General features: G+C 69.6%; 16 protein-coding genes and 1 pseudogene. 9 read left to right on the top strand and 8 right to left on the bottom strand.

Annotation, left to right across the window (positions count from 1 at the left end; translation table 11 throughout):
• Positions 1–139 precede the first annotated feature (139 nt).
• Positions 140–547 (bottom strand): helix-turn-helix domain-containing protein, encoded by a 408-nt coding sequence (locus O7634_RS30735; RefSeq protein WP_278153637.1) that lies wholly within the window; start codon positions 545–547, stop codon positions 140–142.
• A 195-nt stretch (positions 548–742) separates the two neighbouring features.
• Here O7634_RS30735 and O7634_RS30730 point away from each other — a divergent pair, with 195 nt between their 5' ends.
• Both O7634_RS30730 and O7634_RS30725 read left to right on the top strand, forming a co-directional pair.
• Positions 743–1702, top strand: coding sequence for an NADP-dependent oxidoreductase (locus O7634_RS30730; RefSeq protein ID WP_278153636.1), 960 nt, complete (start codon positions 743–745; stop codon positions 1700–1702).
• 47 nt (positions 1703–1749) lie between these two features.
• Entirely contained in the window at positions 1750–2514 is a 765-nt protein-coding gene (locus O7634_RS30725) for an SDR family oxidoreductase (protein WP_278153635.1), read from the top strand.
• A 915-nt stretch (positions 2515–3429) separates the two neighbouring features.
• Here the strand turns inward: O7634_RS30725 and O7634_RS30720 are convergent.
• Positions 3430–4173: an alpha/beta hydrolase gene (locus O7634_RS30720; protein ID WP_278153634.1), complete on the bottom strand. Its 744-nt coding sequence runs from the start codon at positions 4171–4173 to the stop codon at positions 3430–3432.
• Between the two features lie 380 nt (positions 4174–4553).
• Between O7634_RS30720 and O7634_RS30715 the strand changes: the two genes are divergently transcribed.
• Positions 4554–5489 carry a hypothetical protein gene (locus tag O7634_RS30715; RefSeq protein ID WP_278153633.1) on the top strand — a complete coding sequence of 312 codons (936 nt, stop codon included), beginning with the start codon at positions 4554–4556 and terminating at the stop codon, positions 5487–5489.
• A 48-nt stretch (positions 5490–5537) separates the two neighbouring features.
• Here the strand turns inward: O7634_RS30715 and O7634_RS30710 are convergent, their stop codons facing one another.
• The 4 genes and pseudogenes from O7634_RS30710 to O7634_RS30695 all read right to left on the bottom strand — a co-directional run.
• Positions 5538–7484: a S8 family serine peptidase gene (locus tag O7634_RS30710; RefSeq protein ID WP_278153632.1), complete on the bottom strand. Its 1947-nt coding sequence runs from the start codon at positions 7482–7484 to the stop codon at positions 5538–5540.
• Positions 7485–7887: 403 nt separating this feature from the next.
• Entirely contained in the window at positions 7888–8814 is a 927-nt protein-coding gene (locus O7634_RS30705; RefSeq protein ID WP_278153631.1) for a DUF4394 domain-containing protein, read from the bottom strand.
• A 285-nt stretch (positions 8815–9099) separates the two neighbouring features.
• Positions 9100–9576, bottom strand: a complete 477-nt coding sequence (locus O7634_RS30700; protein WP_278153630.1) for a response regulator — start codon at positions 9574–9576, stop codon at positions 9100–9102.
• A 192-nt stretch (positions 9577–9768) separates the two neighbouring features.
• Positions 9769–10035: pseudogene (locus tag O7634_RS30695) on the bottom strand (sigma-70 family RNA polymerase sigma factor); the annotation flags it as partial.
• Positions 10036–10331: 296 nt separating this feature from the next.
• On the opposite strand from O7634_RS30695, the gene O7634_RS30690 reads away from it, so the two are divergent.
• The 6 genes from O7634_RS30690 to O7634_RS30665 all read left to right on the top strand — a co-directional run bounded on the left by O7634_RS30690 (position 10332) and on the right by O7634_RS30665 (position 15293).
• Complete coding sequence (locus O7634_RS30690; protein ID WP_278153629.1) at positions 10332–10619, top strand: hypothetical protein; 288 nt, start codon at positions 10332–10334, stop codon at positions 10617–10619.
• Positions 10620–10657: 38 nt separating this feature from the next.
• Positions 10658–11446, top strand: a complete 789-nt coding sequence (locus O7634_RS30685; RefSeq protein ID WP_278153628.1) for a hypothetical protein — start codon at positions 10658–10660, stop codon at positions 11444–11446.
• Between the two features lie 199 nt (positions 11447–11645).
• Positions 11646–12149 carry a class F sortase gene (locus O7634_RS30680; protein ID WP_278153627.1) on the top strand — a complete coding sequence of 168 codons (504 nt, stop codon included), beginning with the start codon at positions 11646–11648 and terminating at the stop codon, positions 12147–12149.
• A gap of 53 nt (positions 12150–12202) precedes the next feature.
• Complete coding sequence (locus O7634_RS30675) at positions 12203–12820, top strand: sigma-70 family RNA polymerase sigma factor (protein WP_278153626.1); 618 nt, start codon at positions 12203–12205, stop codon at positions 12818–12820.
• Positions 12817–13545, top strand: a complete 729-nt coding sequence (locus O7634_RS30670) for an anti-sigma factor (protein ID WP_278153625.1) — start codon at positions 12817–12819, stop codon at positions 13543–13545. The genes O7634_RS30675 and O7634_RS30670 overlap by 4 nt, the downstream gene beginning before the upstream one ends.
• A gap of 95 nt (positions 13546–13640) precedes the next feature.
• A complete protein-coding gene (locus tag O7634_RS30665) occupies positions 13641–15293 on the top strand; it encodes a serine/threonine-protein kinase (RefSeq protein ID WP_278153624.1) in 1653 nt (550 codons plus the stop codon).
• 89 nt (positions 15294–15382) lie between these two features.
• On the opposite strand, the gene O7634_RS30660 is transcribed toward O7634_RS30665, so the two are convergent.
• Together O7634_RS30660 and O7634_RS30655 are read right to left on the bottom strand one after the other, a co-directional pair.
• Positions 15383–17020, bottom strand: coding sequence for a hypothetical protein (locus O7634_RS30660; protein WP_278153623.1), 1638 nt, complete (start codon positions 17018–17020; stop codon positions 15383–15385).
• The gene (locus O7634_RS30655) at positions 17017–17910 is read right to left on the bottom strand and encodes an ABC transporter ATP-binding protein (protein WP_278153622.1); all 894 of its coding nucleotides are present in this window, start codon (positions 17908–17910) and stop codon (positions 17017–17019) included. Before O7634_RS30655 ends, O7634_RS30660 begins: the two co-directional genes overlap by 4 nt.
• Between the last annotated feature and the right edge of the window lie 14 nt (positions 17911–17924).

The raw sequence follows: 17924 nt of genomic DNA, 5'->3' as shown, positions 1-17924 counted from the left end.
AGTAACTGCATGCTCACCGCGTGTTCGCGCGTTCTGCGCGATGGTCGTCGATCCCGCGTACCAGCAGATCACCCGATTGCGCACGGTGGCGCTGCGGGAGGTCGAACGCCCGTGGCCGCCCGAGGCAGGGGCGTTCGACCTACCGGCCGTCGAAGAGCGCCCGGGAGGCCAGGATGTCGGTGACGTTGCCCTCTGCCCAACTCGCCAGGCCCCGGACGACGTCAAGGAGGCTGAGGCCGCGGGGCGTGAGCGTGTAGTCGACGCGCGGTGGTTTGCTGTCGTGCACGGTCCGGGTCACCAACCCGTCCCGCTCCAGTCCACGTAGCGTCGCGCTGAGCATCCGTTGGGTAATGGGGTCGCTCTGCCGACGCAGCTCGTTGAATCGTCGGGTGCCGTGGCCCAGTTGGCAGATGACGACCACGGACCACTTGTCGCCGATCCGTTCGAGCACGTCGCGGATCAGGGCGCGACGCTGTTCGCAGTTGGCGGCAGGAGAGTGGTCGGGGGCGCTGGTCGGGGTGATGGTGGTGGTGCCGGGCGATGCCATGCCGGCCAGTATACGAGCGATACCAGGTTGTCGGTGAGCCCCTGCGGTCGCGCTGCGGGATGTGGTTCACCCAGTGATACCTGGGCAGGTCGAAGTGCCTTCTTGTCGACTCCCGGCGTGGGGAGCAGACTCGCATACCGGTACTCATTCGGTACCAGGTGTATGTGAGGTACCACACATGAAGGGGTTGGGCCCGTGCGTACGGTTGGTTTCTACGAGTTCGGCGGACCGGACGTGCTGCGCGTCATCGACCTGCCGGAACCGCACGCCGGGCCCGGTGACGTTCGGGTACGCGTGCACGCTGCCGCGGTGAATCCGGCGGACACGCTGGTCCGAGCCGGCGTGCACGCCCAAGCGCTCGCCGGGGTGCCGACGCCGTACGTGCCCGGCATGGAGATCGCCGGAGTGGTCGACGAGATCGGCCCGGGCACCGAGACCCCGCTCGGCATCGGCACGCCGGTGATGGCGATGGTGCAGCCGATCGGGACGGCGGCGGGCGGCTACGCCGAGTACAAGGTGCTGCCGGCGGGCTGGGTGGTTCCCGCGCCGGCGGGTGTCGACCATCCGGCCGCGGCCACGCTGCCGATGAACGGGCTCACCGCGTTGCTCGCGCTTGACCAGCTTGCCCTCGCTTCGGGCTCGGTGCTCGCCGTGACCGGGGCTGCCGGGATTCTCGGCGGCTATCTGGTGCAGTTGGCCACCCACCTCGGGCTGGTCGTGATCGCCGACGCCGCGCCCGCCGACGAGCCGCTGGTCCGCTCGCTCGGGGCGGCGGAGATCGTCGCGCGCGGGCCGGGGGTGACCGAGGCGATTCTGGCCCGCCGTCCGCACGGCGTCGACGCGATCGCCGACGTGGCGTTGCTCGGGCCGGACCTGCTTGCCGCCGTCCGCGATGGCGGACGCTTCGCCCGGTTCCGCAGCGCGGGAGAGCCCGGCGGCTACCGGATCGACGACCTGCGGGGAATCACGATGGTCGCGCCGTTCGTCCCCGACTACGCGGGACGGACCGGCAAACTCGACGCGATCCGGCGCTTTGCGGAGGCTGGTGTGCTCACCCCGCGCCTGGCCGCGACCATGCCCGCCGCCGAGGCGGCCGAGGCCCACCGGCGTTTCGAGGCGGGCGGCGTCCGCGGACGCCTGGTCCTCACCTTCTGACCCGTTCGACTCCCTTTATCCCTGACCACCATCCAACAGGAGCAGTCGTGTCCACACGTTTCGCAGACAAGGTCATCCTGATCACCGGTGCCACGTCCGGCATGGGCCGGGCCGTCGCCAAACGGGTCTCTGCCGAAGGCGCGAAGGTAATGCTGGCCGCACGCGGGAAGGACGCGGGCGAGGCGTTCGCCGCCGAGCTGCGCTCCGCCGGCCGGGACGCCCACTTCGTGCCCACCGACGTGACGGTGGAGGCCGAGGTGGCAGCACTCGTCCGACAAACGGTCCAGCGGTACGCGCGACTCGACGGCGCGTTCAACAACGTCGGGGCGGCTACCGCGGTCGGTCCGCTGACCGATATCGATGGCGACGCCTGGCAGGGCGATCTGGCGCTGAACCTCGGCAGCGTCTTCTTCGGTCTCAAATATCAGATCCCCGCGCTGCGGTCGACCGGCGGTGGCGCGATTGTCAACAACGCGTCCAACCTCGGCGTGACCGGCGCGGCCGGCATGGCCTCCTACAGTGCGGCCAAGCACGGCGTGGTGGGGCTCACCCGATCCGCGGCCTTGGACGTGGCGGCCAGCGGCGTGCGGATCAACGCGCTGGTCACCGGTGGCGTCGATACCCCCCTGTTGCGGAACAACCTGGGCACGGACCCGGAGGAAGCGGTCCGGGCGGCGGGGTCGTGGCACCCGGTAGGGCGGGTCGCCCAGCCGGACGAGATCGCGGCCTTCGTCGCGTTCCTGCTCAGTGACGAGGCCAAGTTCGTCACCGGGGCGGCGCTTGCGATCGACGGCGGCCTCACGGCTGCTTGACGGCAAGGCCGGCACCGGCCTGAGGTCGCTGACTTGGCAGCGAGGCGTCCCCGTGCGAGCCGAGCTGCATCCGCCGCGATGCCGCGATGACCCGGCCAAGGGCGTGGCCGTCCTTGCGCCGTCGCCGCCGGAAAGGGACCAACGGGTACGGCGGTTCAGACCACTGTTTCCCACCTCTCGACCGGGGTAGCGGTCCGACATGGTGGCGGCAACGGCTGCCCTGGTCGCCGCGGTCGCGCCTGGTGAGCTGGCCCGGCCGCGCATTGGCCTCGGCGGCGTCAGGTCGTGGAGGTCGGGGCCGTCTCGCGGACCCACACCGACTGGCACACGCGGCAGCGGTGGCGGCCGTGCTCGCCCGCCGCCTCTCCGGCGCGACGTTGGTCAGGGTGCGCGGCCCGCACGGCGACCACACGCTGCGCGTGCACCCGGACACCCACTGACAGGGGTACGCGCGCAGACGCGAACACCGCCACCCGAGCTGTCCCCGGATGGACGTGGTGCTGGTGACACCCGGCCCACCGGGCGGAGCGGTGGGAACGGTCGGCCCGGTGCCGGTCTGGCTCGCCGGCGACCACTGTCATCCCACCCACCTCCAGGAACGACTGGACACCCTGAACGGATGGCTCACCGCCCATCCCGGCCGCCCGCGCGCGGGGCCGCCCGGCTGCGTGCTTTGCTTCAGCCGGGCGCCGTCATCTCCACGGCGAACCTCCTGGGCAGCGGGTCCGATGTCCGCACGTGTCGAACGCGCATTCACGGTTACCGGAACTCGGACGTTGACGCCCATACCCGCCACGCGCACGCTGTCGCCGTAACGACCTGTGGGCCGGGCTGGTCATCAGGTACGCAGCAGTCGGCTGCCAAGCAAGAAGAGGTGTTGCGGCAACCACTGGAGAGGCCCTGCGATGCCGGTCGCTACCGGCTCAGGAAACGGTGCACGTCCTCGGCGAACTCCTCGACGTGCTGGAACAGGAAGCCGTGGCCGGCGTCGCTGTAGATCACCAGGCGGGCGTTGGGGAGCCGCTGCGCCATCAGGAAGTTGCCATAGGCGGAGATCATCACGTCCTGAACTCCGGTGGCGAGCAGGACGGGTAGCGTGAGCTGGTCCAGCCGATCCCAGATCGTCGTCCCGACCCCTTGGATCACGGCGAGCTGCCGGCGAACGGTGTCGGCGGCCACAACGGCGCCGGACTCGTTCAGGCGCGCGTCCAACCGACGTAGCGACGCGAGCCCACGGTCCCGGGCGTCAGGGTCGGACGGGAAGAACAGGCGGAGGTAGTCCTCGTCGTCGTTGGTCGACCTCGTGGCGATCTGCATGATCTCGGGCGTCATCCGTTCGACGCCGGGGGCGGCGCCGGGTCCACTGCCCGCGACGACAAGCCGGCGGATCCGCTCGGGTAGTTGTAGGGCGGCGGTCTGGACCACGTAGCCGCCCATTGACCAGCCCAGCAGGTCGACCCGGTCGAGGCCGAGCGCCTCGACGAAGCCGAGAAGGCCGTCGGCGAGCCCTTCGATCGAAGCCGGCGCCTCGCCCGTGCTGGCTGCCGTGCCGACGTTGTCGAACACGATGACGTCGTGGTGCGCGGCGAGAGCGTCCAGGAGGGTGGGATCCCAGTGGTCCATCGTGCCGCGGAAGCGCATGGCCAGTACGAGCGGCACGCCTGCCTGCTGGCCGAACCGGCGATATGCGATGCGCCCGCCACGCGTCTCGACGAATTGGGTCTCGGCGAGAGCTGAGCGTATGGCTGCTGACATGACCAGAGACTCCTCTGTGCTGGCGGCGGCCGAGTAAGACGTCGCGCCCGTTCAGGCGCACGGGTGACAGCTCTCGCCCGAACCGCCTGACTTCACAAGTGCTAAGTCAGGACCGTATCAGGCTAACTTCTCCAAGGCAAAGTCAGGGGGGGCATGCTGGCGAGACTGTGGCCCTGCAGGCGTTGAGCGAACATCCGCGGCACGTGTCCGGCCCTTCCTGGGCCCGCTGTGAACCGGGCGCCACCGCTGGCGCGACGGCGGTGGCACCGCCATACTCGGCGGACATGGAGAGGGCCCCCACCGAGTTGAGCCGGGATCTGGCGCACGCTTTGCGGACCGGCCCGTTCTCGGCGGCGCTTCACCTTGCCATCGAGGATCGCGGATTAAGGCTGGAGGAGATCCAGGAGCAGCTGTCGAACGCCGGAGTCAACGTGAGCCTTACCACGCTGAGTTACTGGCGGCGCGGTCGTAGCCGACCGGAACGCCCGGAGTCCATCAAGGCGGTCCGGCTCCTGGAAAGAATCCTTTCGCTCCCAGCCGAGTCCTTGATCGTTCAACTCGGGCCCCGTCGACCTCGGGGGCGTTGGCTGAGCCAACCACCTGGCACGATCGAGATCGATCGTCTCTTCACCGACGGCACCAGCGTGGCCAAGCTGGTCGCCGAGGTCGACCGGTGGCTGTACCACGAGCTGACCCGGCTCAGCCTGCACGACCTCTACGTGGTGGGCGACCGACGCCAGGAGATCAGCCTGACCTGTCGGCAGGTACTCCGGGCCAACACCGACCGGGTCTCGCGGACGGTGGGTATCTTCCGCACCGACGACCTGACGGCGTCGACCCGGATCAACGCGGCACGCAACTGCCGGGTCGGCCGGGTCCGGTGGGACCGCGGATCGGGCCTACTCGTCGCCGAGATCATATTCGACCGGATGCTGGCCCAGGGCGACACCGTCGTGATCGAGTACGAGTTCCTCAGCACCTCGCAGTCGCCAACTGACAACTACTACCGGGGGTTCTCCACTCCGGTCACCGAGTACGTGCTCCAGGTGCAGTTCGACCACGACGCGGTGCCGGCCCGCTGCCACCGCTTCGAGCGACGTGGCCTCAATGCGCCGGACCAGGGCGTGTGGGAGGCGTGGATCGGCTCAACCCACGGCGCTCACATCGTTGCCTCCGACGTACCCCCAGGGATCGTGGGTATGCGCTGGGAGTGGGAGTGAGCGGCTCGCCGGGTCCGCGAGCCGCCCACTCCGGTGTCAGCTTGCCGGTCAGCTTGCGCTGATCGTCACGTCGTCGATCACGAAGCTGGTCTGGTACGACCAATCCTCCACCCCGTTGAACGTCAACGTGGCGGTCTGCCCGGCGAACTGCCCGACGTTGATGGTCTTCTCGACGTACCCGTTGGTCCTGTCCAGGTTCGTGTAGGTGGTGAGCGCGGTGTTGCCGAGTGTGACGGTCAACCGGTCGTAGGCGAGGTTCTCGTATTCGGCTGTGGTGATTCGAAGCCAGAAGCGCAGCGTTGCGTTGGTGCATCCGGCCGGAATCGTCACCGCCTGCGAGATGGTGTCGGTCTGCACCTGGCCGCCGCCGTTGAGCCAGGCGTTCCGGGTGCCGGAGCGCGCCGGGTACTGCGACCAGGTGCCGATCACGTTCGCCGTCGCGGTCCACGGTGAGGTGCCGCTCTCGAAGCCGGGATTGCCGACGACCTGCGCCGGCGTGCAGCCACCACCACCGCTGGTCACCGTCCAGGTGAAGGTCGCGGTAGCAGTTCGCCCCGCCGCGTCGGTGAGGGTCACCGTGACGGTGGAGGTGCCCGCCGTGGTGGCGCTGCCGGTGATCCGTCCGGTGGACGCGCCAATGGTGAGACCGGCCGGCAAACCCGAGGCGCTCCAGGTGTACGGGGTGGTACCGCCGCTGCCCTGCACCTGCACGTCAACGGCCTGGCCGACAGCCGGGGTGCGGTTACCCGGGTTGGTCACTGTCGGACTGCCCGGACCGGGGTCGGTGCCGCCGATGAACCCGGTGTAGAGCAGCACGTTCGGTGAGCCGCTACCCGGACTGGTGATCTTGCCGCTGGTGCCGTTGGTCACCAGCGCGTTCCGGACCTGGGCGGGCGTCGCGCTGGGGTTCACGCCCAGGTACAGCGCTGCGGCACCGGTCGTGTGCGGTGACGCCATCGAGGTGCCCGTCATCGTGGCGCTGCCGTTGTTGCTGGAGTACGACGCCGAGACGATGCTGGTGCCGGGGGCGAAAATGTCCAGGCAGGAGCCGTAGTTGCTGCTGCTGTTACGTCCGTCGGAGCTGGTGCTGTTGCCGACCGTGATAGCGGCGCTGACCGCCTGCGGGCTGTAGTAGCAGGCATCGTCGGAGGAGTTGCCGGCCGCCTGTACGAACTGGACACCCGAGTTGATCAGGCTGGTGACGGCACTGTCCATCGCCTGGCTGGTGCACCGGCTTCCGCAGCCGATGCTGTAGTTGACAACCGCCGGCTTCTGCGCGTTGGCGCGTACCCAGTTGATTCCCGCGATCAGGTCGTCGTTCGTGCCGCTGCCCTGGCAGTTGAGCACGCGTACGGCAACCACGTTGGCCTTCTTCGCGATGCCGTACGCGGTGCCCACGGCGGTGCCGGCGACATGTGTGCCGTGTCCATGGCAGTCCTGGGGGGTGCTGTCGTTGTCCACCATGTCAGTTCCCTGCCGCACGCGACCGGTGAACTCGTTGTGGTTGGCGTTGATCCCGGTGTCGAGGACGTAGACGGTGACCCCCTGGCCCGGGTTGGCCGGATAGGTGAAGGTCTGGTTCAACGGCAGGTTGCGCTGGTCGATCCGGTCGTCCCCCCAGTTCGGCGGGTTGTTCTGGGTGTCCAGCACACCAATCCGCTGGACCTGCTCGACCGCCGCGACGGACGGGTCGGCGGCGAGCCGTTGTGCCTGCTTGGCGGACATGGCCGCCGCGAAGCCGGGTAGAGCCGACGCGTACACGTGTCGCGTTTGGCCACCGAAGCGGCCGGTCAGCTCACGTGCCTTCGTGGCGACGGGAGTTGCGGCCACCGCGGTGGACGTCAGCGTGATGATGTAACGGTCGGCCACCGCGTTGGGGCCGTCCGCGTACCTGATGGTGCCGGTCGGTGCGGCCTGAGCCGCACCACCGACGCCGATGGCGCCGCTTAACGCCATGACGAGCGCGAAGCCGGCGGCTGGGAGTCGTTGCAACACGGGTGGACCTCCTGTCGACGCCCCGCTCGCGTCCCGATGACAACGAACTCGGCGGTTGTGCCGAAAGGTAGGGCCAGGACGGACGACGAAGACAGGCTGGTTAACAAGGTTCGATGATTTGTAACGTCAAAACTGTTTATGAGTCTGATCGTTCGCCGGCCTCGGCTTGAACCGGCCCAGTGGTGCGGTCTTCGCCGAGTTGGCTACGGAAAGCCCTGGCGCGGTCACCCAACGAAGTGAGGTTAGGGCCAGCGAACGTCTGCCCGGTGGACCGCTGGTCGGCCAGCGGGCAGGCTCAGCCGTGGTGGGGGAGCTCGCAGGCCGGACGGCAAGATGTGACGCAGCAACACCTGGCCAGTGAGCACTGCGACCCGCAGGGGAGCATCATGTCTGCCGGGCCCGGCTACTGTCGCAATAGTAGGGCGAGGTCGACGACCACGTGTCCGTTGAACGCGCCTGTCGTCTGAGCCGCGCCGGTGAGGAGGTCGACCCGGTAGAGCCGGGAGCCGTTGAGGACGGCGTAGGCGTTGTTGGCGACGGCGCGGTCGCCACTCAGAGTGCTGTGGATGTCAAAGCCTGCCTGGAGGTTCGCGTTGACCCCCAGTGCGCCGGTGGCGGCGAGTTGCCCGGAGTTGGCGGGGGATTGCAGGACGACCTGGTCGAGGTTGGTGTCGATGTCGAACAGGGTGGTTGCGGTGGCGGGGTTCAGGTCGTTGTTGGTGTACGCCGCGGCGGTGACACCGACGGCGGCTGTGCTGGGCGGGTAGGTGAGAGGGCCGTCGACAAGGGTCGTGCCGCCGGGGTTGATGTTGTGGCGCAGGTTCTGGCCGGTGTCGCTGATGATCCGGAGTCGGTCGGCGGCGGGATTGAAGTCGATGCCGAACGACGTGCCGTTGAGCGCGACGGTCAGTTGGCTGACCTTCGTGGCCGCCGCGGTGCGCGTGTTCAGCGCGTAGATGCCGCCGTTGTTCCCGACGCCGTAGAGCCCTCCGTCCTGGACGCGAAAGTCGATGCTGATGAGCACTTCACTGCCGGGCAGGTCGACCGGGCCGATGGTGCAGGCCAAGCCGGGGCGGTTGGCGGCGAACTTGATCAGCCGCTGACCGTCGCTGAGACCGATGGCGACGAGCCCGTTGCGGCCTCCGGCGTTGAGCAGGTCCCACAGCAGCGTGCAGGTCCCACAGCCCAACGTGGGAAGGCCGCGCGCCGGGATGCTCGCTGCGGTGCGGTGGCCTGGTGGAGCGGCGTTGACTGGCGTCGCGGTGATCCCGATGCTGACGGCGATCATTGTGGCTGCTGCGAGCAGCCCTCGGCGGAGCGTGCGGTGCATGAGAGGCACTTCCTTGATCAGATGCACCGCCGGACTCCTCGGCGGAATCCGACGCCGTCGCCGGCGGAGGTGCAGGGATGAATTCCCTGCTCAGCGCCTATGTAGGGGCGATCCACAGCATCTGTCGGGATTCGGCGTTTCCTTCAACTTTCGCACCTTCTGCACAACGCAATCCACCTGAGGCAATCAACCGTGCTGGACATCTGATCGCGCTCATCGAATACCAGGGCCGGCGGGTGCTGAGTGGGAAGGCTGGAACGCCTCCGGCAATGCCAGCTTCGTGACCTAGCCGACGTCCGGCCGTGCGGGAGGAAGCGAGGCGATATTGCTGTAGAAGCGGTGGATGTCGCTGACGACGCGCTCAAAGGTGGGAAGGTCGAGGGGCTTGGTGACGTAGGCGTTGGCGTGGGCGGAGTAGCTGATGAGCACATCCGCGTCGATGCCGGAGGTCGTGAAAACCACGATGGGAATCGCCTTCAGCTGGTCGTCGGACTTGACTGCCGACAGGACCTCGCGCCCGTTCATCCGAGGCATGTTCAAGTCGAGGATGATCAGATCGGGGCGTGGTGCGTTCGTGTGGGCATCGGTGCGGTTCAGGAATGCCATGGCCTCCTCACCGTCGCCGACATGGTGCAGCTCGGTGGGTAGCCTGCGCGCCGCGACAGCGTTTTCGATAAGGGCGACGTCGGCCGGGTCGTCCTCGACCAGTAGGATTCGCAGTGTGGAGGGCCGGGTGCCGGTGGCGTCGGCGGCAGTGTTCACGTGCACGAGCCTACGACTGTAGGCCGCCAGCCACGATGATTGATAAATCGTCTCGTGGCTGGCCGTGTCGACCATGGGCCTCGAAGGTCCGGGTGCTGTCAGGAGGAGCAAGCCCGGCGCAGGGAACCTCCCATGACGGAATGCGTGCCTCCTGAGCGAACGTGCGGCTGGACTTCGCGGTAGGTTGCGCGATCAGTAGGCGACGTCGGCCAACTGCGCGCGTAGTTTGACGAGCGCGCGGGCCAGCAGCCGCGAGACGTGCATCTGCGAGATGCCGACCTGCTCGGCGATCTCGCTCTGGGTCTGGTTGCCGCAGAAGCCCAGCATGAGGATCTTCTGTTCCCGCTCGTCGAGGGTGGCCAGCGCGGGGCCGAGGGCCAGACGCAGCTCGGCTTGGGCGAATTCGGCGTCGTCGCCGCCCACCATCTCGCCCAGTCCGGCGCCGCGCTCGCCGTCGCCGACATCTACGCCGACGGTGTCACCGAAAGCCGTCGCGACGGTAGCCGTGACCTGTTCGGCATCGAGCGGCTGTACGGGGTCCTCGCTGACAACAAGGCGCGTTGTCGACCGCGTCGACGAGCTGACCGGCAGAGGTGCCCCGTCACCACCTACACCGCCGGTCACGTCCATGACGACACCGCCATCGTCGTCATCCGCCTACCCTCTCGCGGATCGGTAATTCCTGATCCCAACCGCTCGGACGGCTGAAGCGACCGCGACATCGACGCCGCGGCGGGTTCGTAACCGGACTGCCCGTGCACCTGGAGCTGCGCCGCAACGGCCGAGCGGTGCTCGCCACCGAACGGCCGTTCCTCTTGCACCCGTGCCTGCACGACTACGGCACGCACGCGTCTGTGCCCGACGAGAGGCTGGTGCCTTGGCGCGCCATGGTCACCATCACCATGACCGGCTGTCCGCGACGCGGCCGCTCCGCTGAACAGGACTGCCGGTGGCTGGCTCGTTCTTCGGCTCGGCTCGAAAAGATTCCGTCCGGCACCAATCCGGCGGCCGGCACGCCTCGAATGCCTCCTGACCGCACGTGAGTACCAACGCCGTACCCAGGCGGAGATGGAGATGTGTTGTGAGACTGTCCCGAGCCCTGCTCGCCCTGCCCACTGCCGCGCTGATCCTTGCGTTCCCCGGCGTCGCGCAGGCCGACGAGAGCGTGCAGGTCCAGTTGCAGGACCTCAACGAGACCGGTGCCACCGGTACCGCGACGTTGACCGCGACGAGCGGCGGCGACCTGAAGGTCATGATCCGGTCGAAGGGCATGACGCCGAACTCGCCGCACGCCCAGCACGTGCACGGCGCGGCCAACGGCATGGACTTCCACTGCCCGGACAAGTCCGCCGACACCAACGGCAACGGCTACGTCAGCACCGAGGAGGGCCTGAAGATGTACGGGGACATCTTCATCTCGCTGACCACCACCGGGGACACGACCAAGGCCAGCGGACTGGCGGTGGACCGGATGCCGAAGGCCGACGCGAAGGGCAACCTCAGCTACGAGCGCACCATCCCCGCTGCCGAGCTGCCCAAGGGCACGATCGAGCACCTCAAGGACCTGCACGTCGTGCAGCACGGCATCGACGCGAACAAGAACGGCAAGTACGACATGGAGGCGCTCGGGGAGTCGACGTTCGCCAAGTCCGTCGGTGTCAACGGCATCCCCGCCGAGGCCACCGACCCTGCGACCTGTGGCATGGTCAGCGGCGCGGCGGCCGGCTCCGTACCCGCCGGGGGAGTGGCCACCGGTGATGGCAGCACCTCGGGTGGATCGCCGCTGATCGCGTACACCGTGGGTGGCCTCGCCCTGCTCGGCGCCGCGGGCGCGGTCGTCGCGCGACGCCGGCTCGCGGGCGAGCGCTGAGCTGGAGGTAACCGTGATGGATTCCGGCGATGTACCAGTGTCGGCCGGCCGCCGCCGGGGGCGTTTCGCGCTCCTGGCGGTGGCCGGCGTCCTCACCGTGACGGCGGCCGTGACGATCGGTTGCGCGGTCGCCGACCCGGGTGGTGACCCACCACGACCCGACGCGTCCGCCGCGGCGCCAGCCGCGAACGCGTCGCCCGTGCCGGCCACCCGGGCAGGGGAGTTGACCTCGGGCCCGCTGATGGCCGGCTCACCGCCGGTGCGGGTGTCGATCCCGTCGCTGAAGGCCGCCGCGGCGACGGTCCCCCTGGGTCTGCAGGCGGACGGTGCGATGCAGGTGCCGGACAACGCCACCGACGTGGGCTGGTTCACTAAGGCGCCGACACCCGGCGCTCTCGGCCCGGCCGTGCTGGCGGGGCACGTCAATTGGAAGGGCCGTCGCGGAACGTTCTTCGACCTGGGCAAGCTGGCCGTCGGCGCCGGGATTACCGTCGAGCGTCAGGACGGCAGCACGGCGATCTTCACCGTCACGAAGGTCGAGCGGTATCCGAAGGACCGATTCCCCACCGATGAGGTGTACGGGGCGACCGACCACGCGGCGTTGCGCCTGATCACCTGTGGCGGCGAGTTCGACGACAGCACGCAGCACTACCGCGACAATGTCATCGCCTATGCCCGCCTTGCCCACGCACATCCCGCCTAGCATGCGGCGGCGGCGCGCCGAACCGTCGCCAGCACCAGAGAGGACATGCCGAGATGAGGGGTGACCCGGAGCAGGCGCGGCGATTACGGGCGGTGCCGCCGGACGAGGCGACTCCAGCGAGTGCCGACGAACTGCTCCCGCAGGTGGCGCGGGGTGACGAGGCAGCGTTCGCGGCGCTGTACGACGCGGTGGCGGGCCGGGTACTGGGGTTGACCCGCCGGGTGCTGCGCGATCCGGCGCAGGCGGAGGAGGTGACGCAGGAGGTGATGGTCGAGGTGTGGCGCACGGCTGCTCGCTTCGACGCCGGTCGCGGCTCGGCCTCGGCCTGGATTCTGACCATGGCGCACCGCCGGGCGGTGGACCGCGTGCGCTCCGAGCAGGCCCACACCGACCGCTCGTCGCGGGTCGCCGCGACCGAGACGCACGTCCCGTACGACGAGGTGGTCGAGGACGTCACCGCCCGCCTGGAGCGGGAACAGGTCCGCCGGTGCCTGGGCCGGTTGACGCCGGTGCAGCGCGAGGCAGTGACCTTGGCCTACTACGGCGGCCACACCTACCGCGAGGTCGCCGAGCAGTTGGCCACACCGTTGCCGACGGTGAAGACGCGGATGCGCGACGGACTCATCCGGATGCGCGACTGCCTGGGCATCGAGATGGAGGAACGGGCGTGAGCGCCGACATCCACACCCTCGCCGGCGCGTACGCCCTGCACGCGGTCGACGACCTGGAGAGGGCCGCGTTCGAGCGGCACCTGGCCGAGTGCGAGCCGTGCCGTCAGGAGGTCACCGAGCTACGGGAGACGGTCGCCCGGCTCGCCGACGACACCGCCGTAGACGCCACACCCCCCGGGTTGCGGGAGCGCACCCTCACCGAGGCGGCGCGCACCCCGCAGGTGCGCTCGGCAGCAACAGCGGGCAGCGCCAAAAGATCGGCCAGCAGGTGGCGGCGGCTCACCGTGGCCGCCGCTGCCGCCGTCCTGGTCGCCGGCGGCGCGAGCGCGGTCACCTGGACCGTGGGCAACGATCGGATCAGCGACGAACGGGCCCGTAGCGACCAGGCGCGGCAGATCGCCGCCGTCCTGGACGCCCCGGACGCCCGCGTGTTCGAGCGGTCGCTGCAGCCGGGCGGCGCCGCGACCGTGGTGGTCTCCCGCGACCGGGACCGAGGGGTGGTGCTGCTGCGCGACCTGCCCGAACCTGGCCCGGGCCGGATCTACGAACTCTGGCTCATCCGCGGCGACGAGCCCCGCAAGGTCGGGCAACTGGCCGAGGGGGTCAGGGCGTCGACCACGGTCGTCGGGCCGGTCGCCGAGGCGGGAACGTTCGGGCTGTCCAACGAGCCCGTGGGCGGCTCCGTCGCCCCTACCCGCATTGTGGGTACGGTCGAGCTGAGCTGAGCCCGGGCCGGCCACGGTCATACGTCGGCCGGCCCGCTCCGATCGCTTCCCAGCGCTGACCCCATCCGTGTGGGGTTCCGCTCCGAATCACTCACATGGATGACGAGTTGCTGGCGGGGCGGTACCGCAGGCTCCTGCTGATGGGAGACGCCGCGACCCCGGGGCGTGTCTGGCTGGCACGCGACGAGATGCTCGACCGGCACGTCGCGCTCCGACAGATCGCCGTACCCGGTTGGGTCAGCGACGCCGAACGGTCGCGGCTGCGGGAGCGCACGCTCGACGAGGTGCGCGGCCTGGCCGGTCTGGATCATCCGGGCGTGGTCGGCATGTGGGACGTGTTGAGCACCGACGGGCACCTGTGGCTCGTCATGGAGCACGTCCCCTCCCGGCCTCTCGCCGAGGTGGTCGCCGCCGACGGCCCGCTGGCACCGACCGAGGTGGCGCGGGTTGGCCTGCACCTGCTCGCCGCGCTGGGCGCCGCCCACGCGGCGAAAGTGGTGCATCGGGAGCTCCGCCCGCAGAACGTGCTGCTCGCCGACGACGGTCGGGTCGTGCTCGGTGGGTTCGGCCTGTCGATCTTCGACAGCCGCGATCCAGCGACTGTCACCACGCCGAGCCTGTCGACGATTCAGTACGTCGCACCGGAGCTCGCCCGCGACGGCAGGTCCACCCCCGCCACCGACCTGTGGGCCCTCGGCGCGACGCTCTACCTGGCGGCGGAGGGGCGTCCACCATGGAGTCGGCCGTCGACCCTGGCTACGCTCTCCGCGCTGGCCACCGAGGTGCCCGACCGGATGACCGTCCTGCCGCTCGAACCCGTGATTACCGGTCTGCTACGGCGTAACCCGCGTCAGCGTCTGTCTGCGCAGGAGGCACGCGACCTGCTTGAGCAGGTGGCCGAGGCAACTGTACCCATCGAGCCCAGGCCTCGACCGCGCCGCTGGCGGCGCACGCCCGCCAGCCGACGTCGTCCCGACCCCCCGACGTTGCCGATCGGACAAGGCGAAATCGACACCACGGTCATTCCGGTCAGTGCGTCGGCCACCCGTGACCGGACGACCGGCTGGGCGTTCGCCGGGGCCGTGGCGGGGCTGGCGGCGGTCGCGTCCGTCGTGGTTCTGGCCGGCGGGACGGTGATCAACGATCTGCGAGGTTCGGACGACGCGCCGGTTGCCGCGCCTGGCGGTGCGGCAGCCGGCGCGATGGAGTCGACCGAACCGGCGCCGCCCGCCCACCTCTGCCTGGACGACGACGCCTCCAGCGAGGCCGAACCCCTACATGAGCCCACCCCGGCGCAGCCGGAAGTGCTGCCGGACGGGTGGGTGTGGCATCAGGACCCGGACGGTTTCCGGCTCGCGGTGCCCGTGGGCTGGACGCGGCACACCGAAGGCGGAACGGTCTGCTTCCGTGACCCCACACAGGTGCGGGCCGTCGCGGTCGACCTGGCTGCGGAGGCGTCAGCGGTACCGTCCACGAAGTGGGAGATGGCGGAGCGAGAGGCGTTGGAGGCCGGGGCGTTATCCGGCTATCGCAAGATCAGCATCGGACCCGTGATCCGCGCGGGTGGTGCCGCCGAGTGGGAGTACACGTGCGACCAGCCCGATGGTGAGCGGCTGCACGTCCGTCGGCTGCTGGTCAACGACAACAGCACCACCGCTCACAGCCTGTCCTGGATCGCCTCGGACGGTCAGTGGGACGCCACCGAGCCCTCCCAGCGACTGGTCCTTGCCAGCTTCGGTCTCACCTGACAAGCCACCGCGGCACCGCGTACCTGGCTCTCGCAGTGGAGCCGGTCACCTACCATCTGCGGACAGGACACCGGTGCCAGGAAACTCGTTCAGGAACGCAGGTCTCGGCGGCGGTAGCCGGCGACCCCGAGCGCGGTCAGGAGCGCGGCGAGGGCCGTGGTGACTGTCGTGGCCGTCATGCTGGCGTCGGTGAGTGGCACGGGCGCCAGGTGAGCGAACGGTGAGATGTCGCGTACCCAGTCCGGTGCCCCGACGCTCTCGGCGATGACCAACAGCAGAAACCCGCCGGTGGTGGGAACGCCGCCGAGGAGCATCGTCAAACGCGGCATCCAGCCGACCGCGAACGACGCCGCGCCGAGGCTGAGCAGCACGAGCGGGAGAATGTTCCATGCGCCGCGCAGGGCAGCGCCCGGAGCCAGCTCGCCGCCGATGACCATCACCCCGAGCCAGGTCGCCAGACCGGCGCCGGTGACCAGGAGCGCTGCGGCAACGGTGGTGACCGCCAGCTCGGCGCCGATCAGCCGGGTCCGGGTGATCGGTTGACTCGCCAGCAGGGTCAGTCGCCGGTCGGTCTCGGCGGCCACGAACGCGGTCATCCGGACGGCGACGAAACCACCGGCAGGCAGGGCGAGGATCGCGAACAGGGTCGCGGTGAATCCGAGGATGCTGCCCAACCCGTCGAAGCCGGCCTGTGCGGCCTCGCCGGCCAGTCCCGGGTTGTCGCCCAGAAATTCGGTGACCGACACCGCGGTCAACCCGATCAGCAGGTAGTAGGCGCCGACACCGATCAGCCAGCCGGTCAGCGGCCGCAGCACTCGGCGTACCGCGAACGTTGCCGTGTTGGCCAGGAGTAGGGTTCGCGGGCGCCGTCCGGGTGCTGCACGGAGTAGACCGTCGTGCACGTCGCGGCGGCGGACCGCGGCCAGGGCCAGCACGGTGATGAGCGCGGTGGCGGCGGCGAGCAGGAGCAGTGGCGGAACACGGTTGTGGACGTAGGGGCCGCTGAGGGACAGCAGTCCGAACGGGGAGAGCCAGTGCAGCCAGCCGAGCGCCGTGATGCCGTCGCCGATCATCCGCATCAGCAGGCCACAGCCGAGCACCGCCACGGCTGCGCCGGTGGCTGGCGACCGGGCGGGGAAGACCTGGGCGGCCAGTGCGGCGACCGCGGTGAGGAACATCCCGAGCAGGCCGGTGCCGGCGCCGTGCAGGAGAGCGCCTGCCGGTTCGGTGCCGGACAGCAGCAGGGCCGCCGTGATGGCGGCGGCGGTGGCCGCGTTGACCGCCAGCACCGGGACCAGGTGGCGCAGCAGCACGGCTGGTGCCGGAAGACGGCTGGACAGCAGCAGGTCCCACCGTCCGGCCTCCTCCTCACCACGGGTGATCCGGGTGGTGGCCAGGATCGACCAGGCGCCGAGCAGGACCGCGAGGACGGTGCCGACCCGCCACACGGTGAACCCGCCGGCGGTGTCGAGGCCGACCGGGGCGCCGAACAGCGTCCGGATCGCCGGGTTGGCGGCCAGAGCCCGCAGGCTGCCGGCCGCCGCCGGATCGGCCATCACCTGCGCGTACGTGGCGGCGACCAGCGCGGTCATCCCGGCGGCCAGACCGACAAGGATGAGTGCACCACGTCGAATCTGGCGGATGGTCAGCCACGCGACAGCCCGGCCCGGCGCGGGATCTGCCGTCTGTTGGGGGTTGGCCGGGGCGGACATGGTGTTGAGGCTCATGGGGCGGCCTCCGCTCCGTAGTAGTCGAGGAAGATTTCCTCCAGACTCGGCTCCCGCATGCTCAGGGCAGTGACCTCGGCGGCGGCGAGGGCGCGCAGAGCGGGGCCGGGTTCGCCGGTCAGGGTGAACCGCATTCGTCGCTCGCCGGCCGGTTCCACCGCCTCGACGCCGGGAATCGCGCTCAGGTCTGGTGCGATGCCGGTGTAGGTGATCGTCACCTCGGCGCGGTGCAGATCCCGTAGGTCGCCGATCGTCGAGACCTCGGCGAGCCGGCCGGCGCGCAGGATGGCGACCCGATCACAGACCGCCTCGACCTCGGCGAGTTGGTGGGAGCTCAGGAAGACGGTCTGCCCGCGGTCGCGTGCTTGCCGGACCGCGGTGCGGAACTCCCGTTCCACCAGAGGGTCCAGGCCGCTGGTCGGCTCGTCGAGCACCAGCAGCCGGGCCCGGGTGGCGAACGCGGCGATCAGGGCGACCTTCTGCCGGTTACCCGTCGAGTAGGTACGTGCCGGTTTCGACGGGTCGAGGGCGAAGCGTTCGACGAGTTCGTCGCGGTAGGCCAGGTCGATGCCGGGACCGGTGCGGGCTTGCAGGTGCAGGATCTCGGCACCGGTCAGGTGCGGCCACAACGCCACATCGGCCGGCACGTAGGCAAGGTGCCGGTGGGCGCGGGCCACGTCGGCGGCGTCGACGCCGAACACCTCGGCCCGGCCGGCGGTGGGCCGGGCAAGGCCGAGCAGCAGGCGGATGGTGGTCGACTTGCCGGCACCATTGGGACCGAGGAACCCGAACACCTCACCGGGAACGACGTCCAGATTTAACGCGTCGAGAGCGGTCAGGTGACCGTACCGTTTGGTGAGGTCGACAGCGCGCAGCGCGAGGTCGGTCATGGCGCCAAGCCCTT

The sequence above is a fragment of the Micromonospora sp. WMMD1120 genome (genome assembly GCF_029626235.1).
Classification (GTDB): domain Bacteria; phylum Actinomycetota; class Actinomycetes; order Mycobacteriales; family Micromonosporaceae; genus Micromonospora.
Note: the sequence above shows the minus strand (reverse complement) of the source record. Positions and strands in the feature narration are given on the sequence as shown.

Bases quoted from the DNA above. Each gene is read 5' to 3' on its own strand.
- O7634_RS30660 (WP_278153623.1), bottom strand. From the start codon at position 17,020: ATGAGCCTCAACACCATGTCCGCCCCGGCCAACCCCCAACAGACGGCA.
- O7634_RS30655 (WP_278153622.1), bottom strand. From the start codon at position 17,910: ATGACCGACCTCGCGCTGCGCGCTGTCGACCTCACCAAACGGTACGGT.
- O7634_RS30715 (WP_278153633.1), top strand. From the start codon at position 4,554: ATGGAGAGGGCCCCCACCGAGTTGAGCCGGGATCTGGCGCACGCTTTG.
- O7634_RS30735 (WP_278153637.1), bottom strand. From the start codon at position 547: ATGGCATCGCCCGGCACCACCACCATCACCCCGACCAGCGCCCCCGAC.
- O7634_RS30675 (WP_278153626.1), top strand. From the start codon at position 12,203: ATGAGGGGTGACCCGGAGCAGGCGCGGCGATTACGGGCGGTGCCGCCG.
- O7634_RS30665 (WP_278153624.1), top strand. From the start codon at position 13,641: ATGGATGACGAGTTGCTGGCGGGGCGGTACCGCAGGCTCCTGCTGATG.
- O7634_RS30705 (WP_278153631.1), bottom strand. From the start codon at position 8,814: ATGCACCGCACGCTCCGCCGAGGGCTGCTCGCAGCAGCCACAATGATC.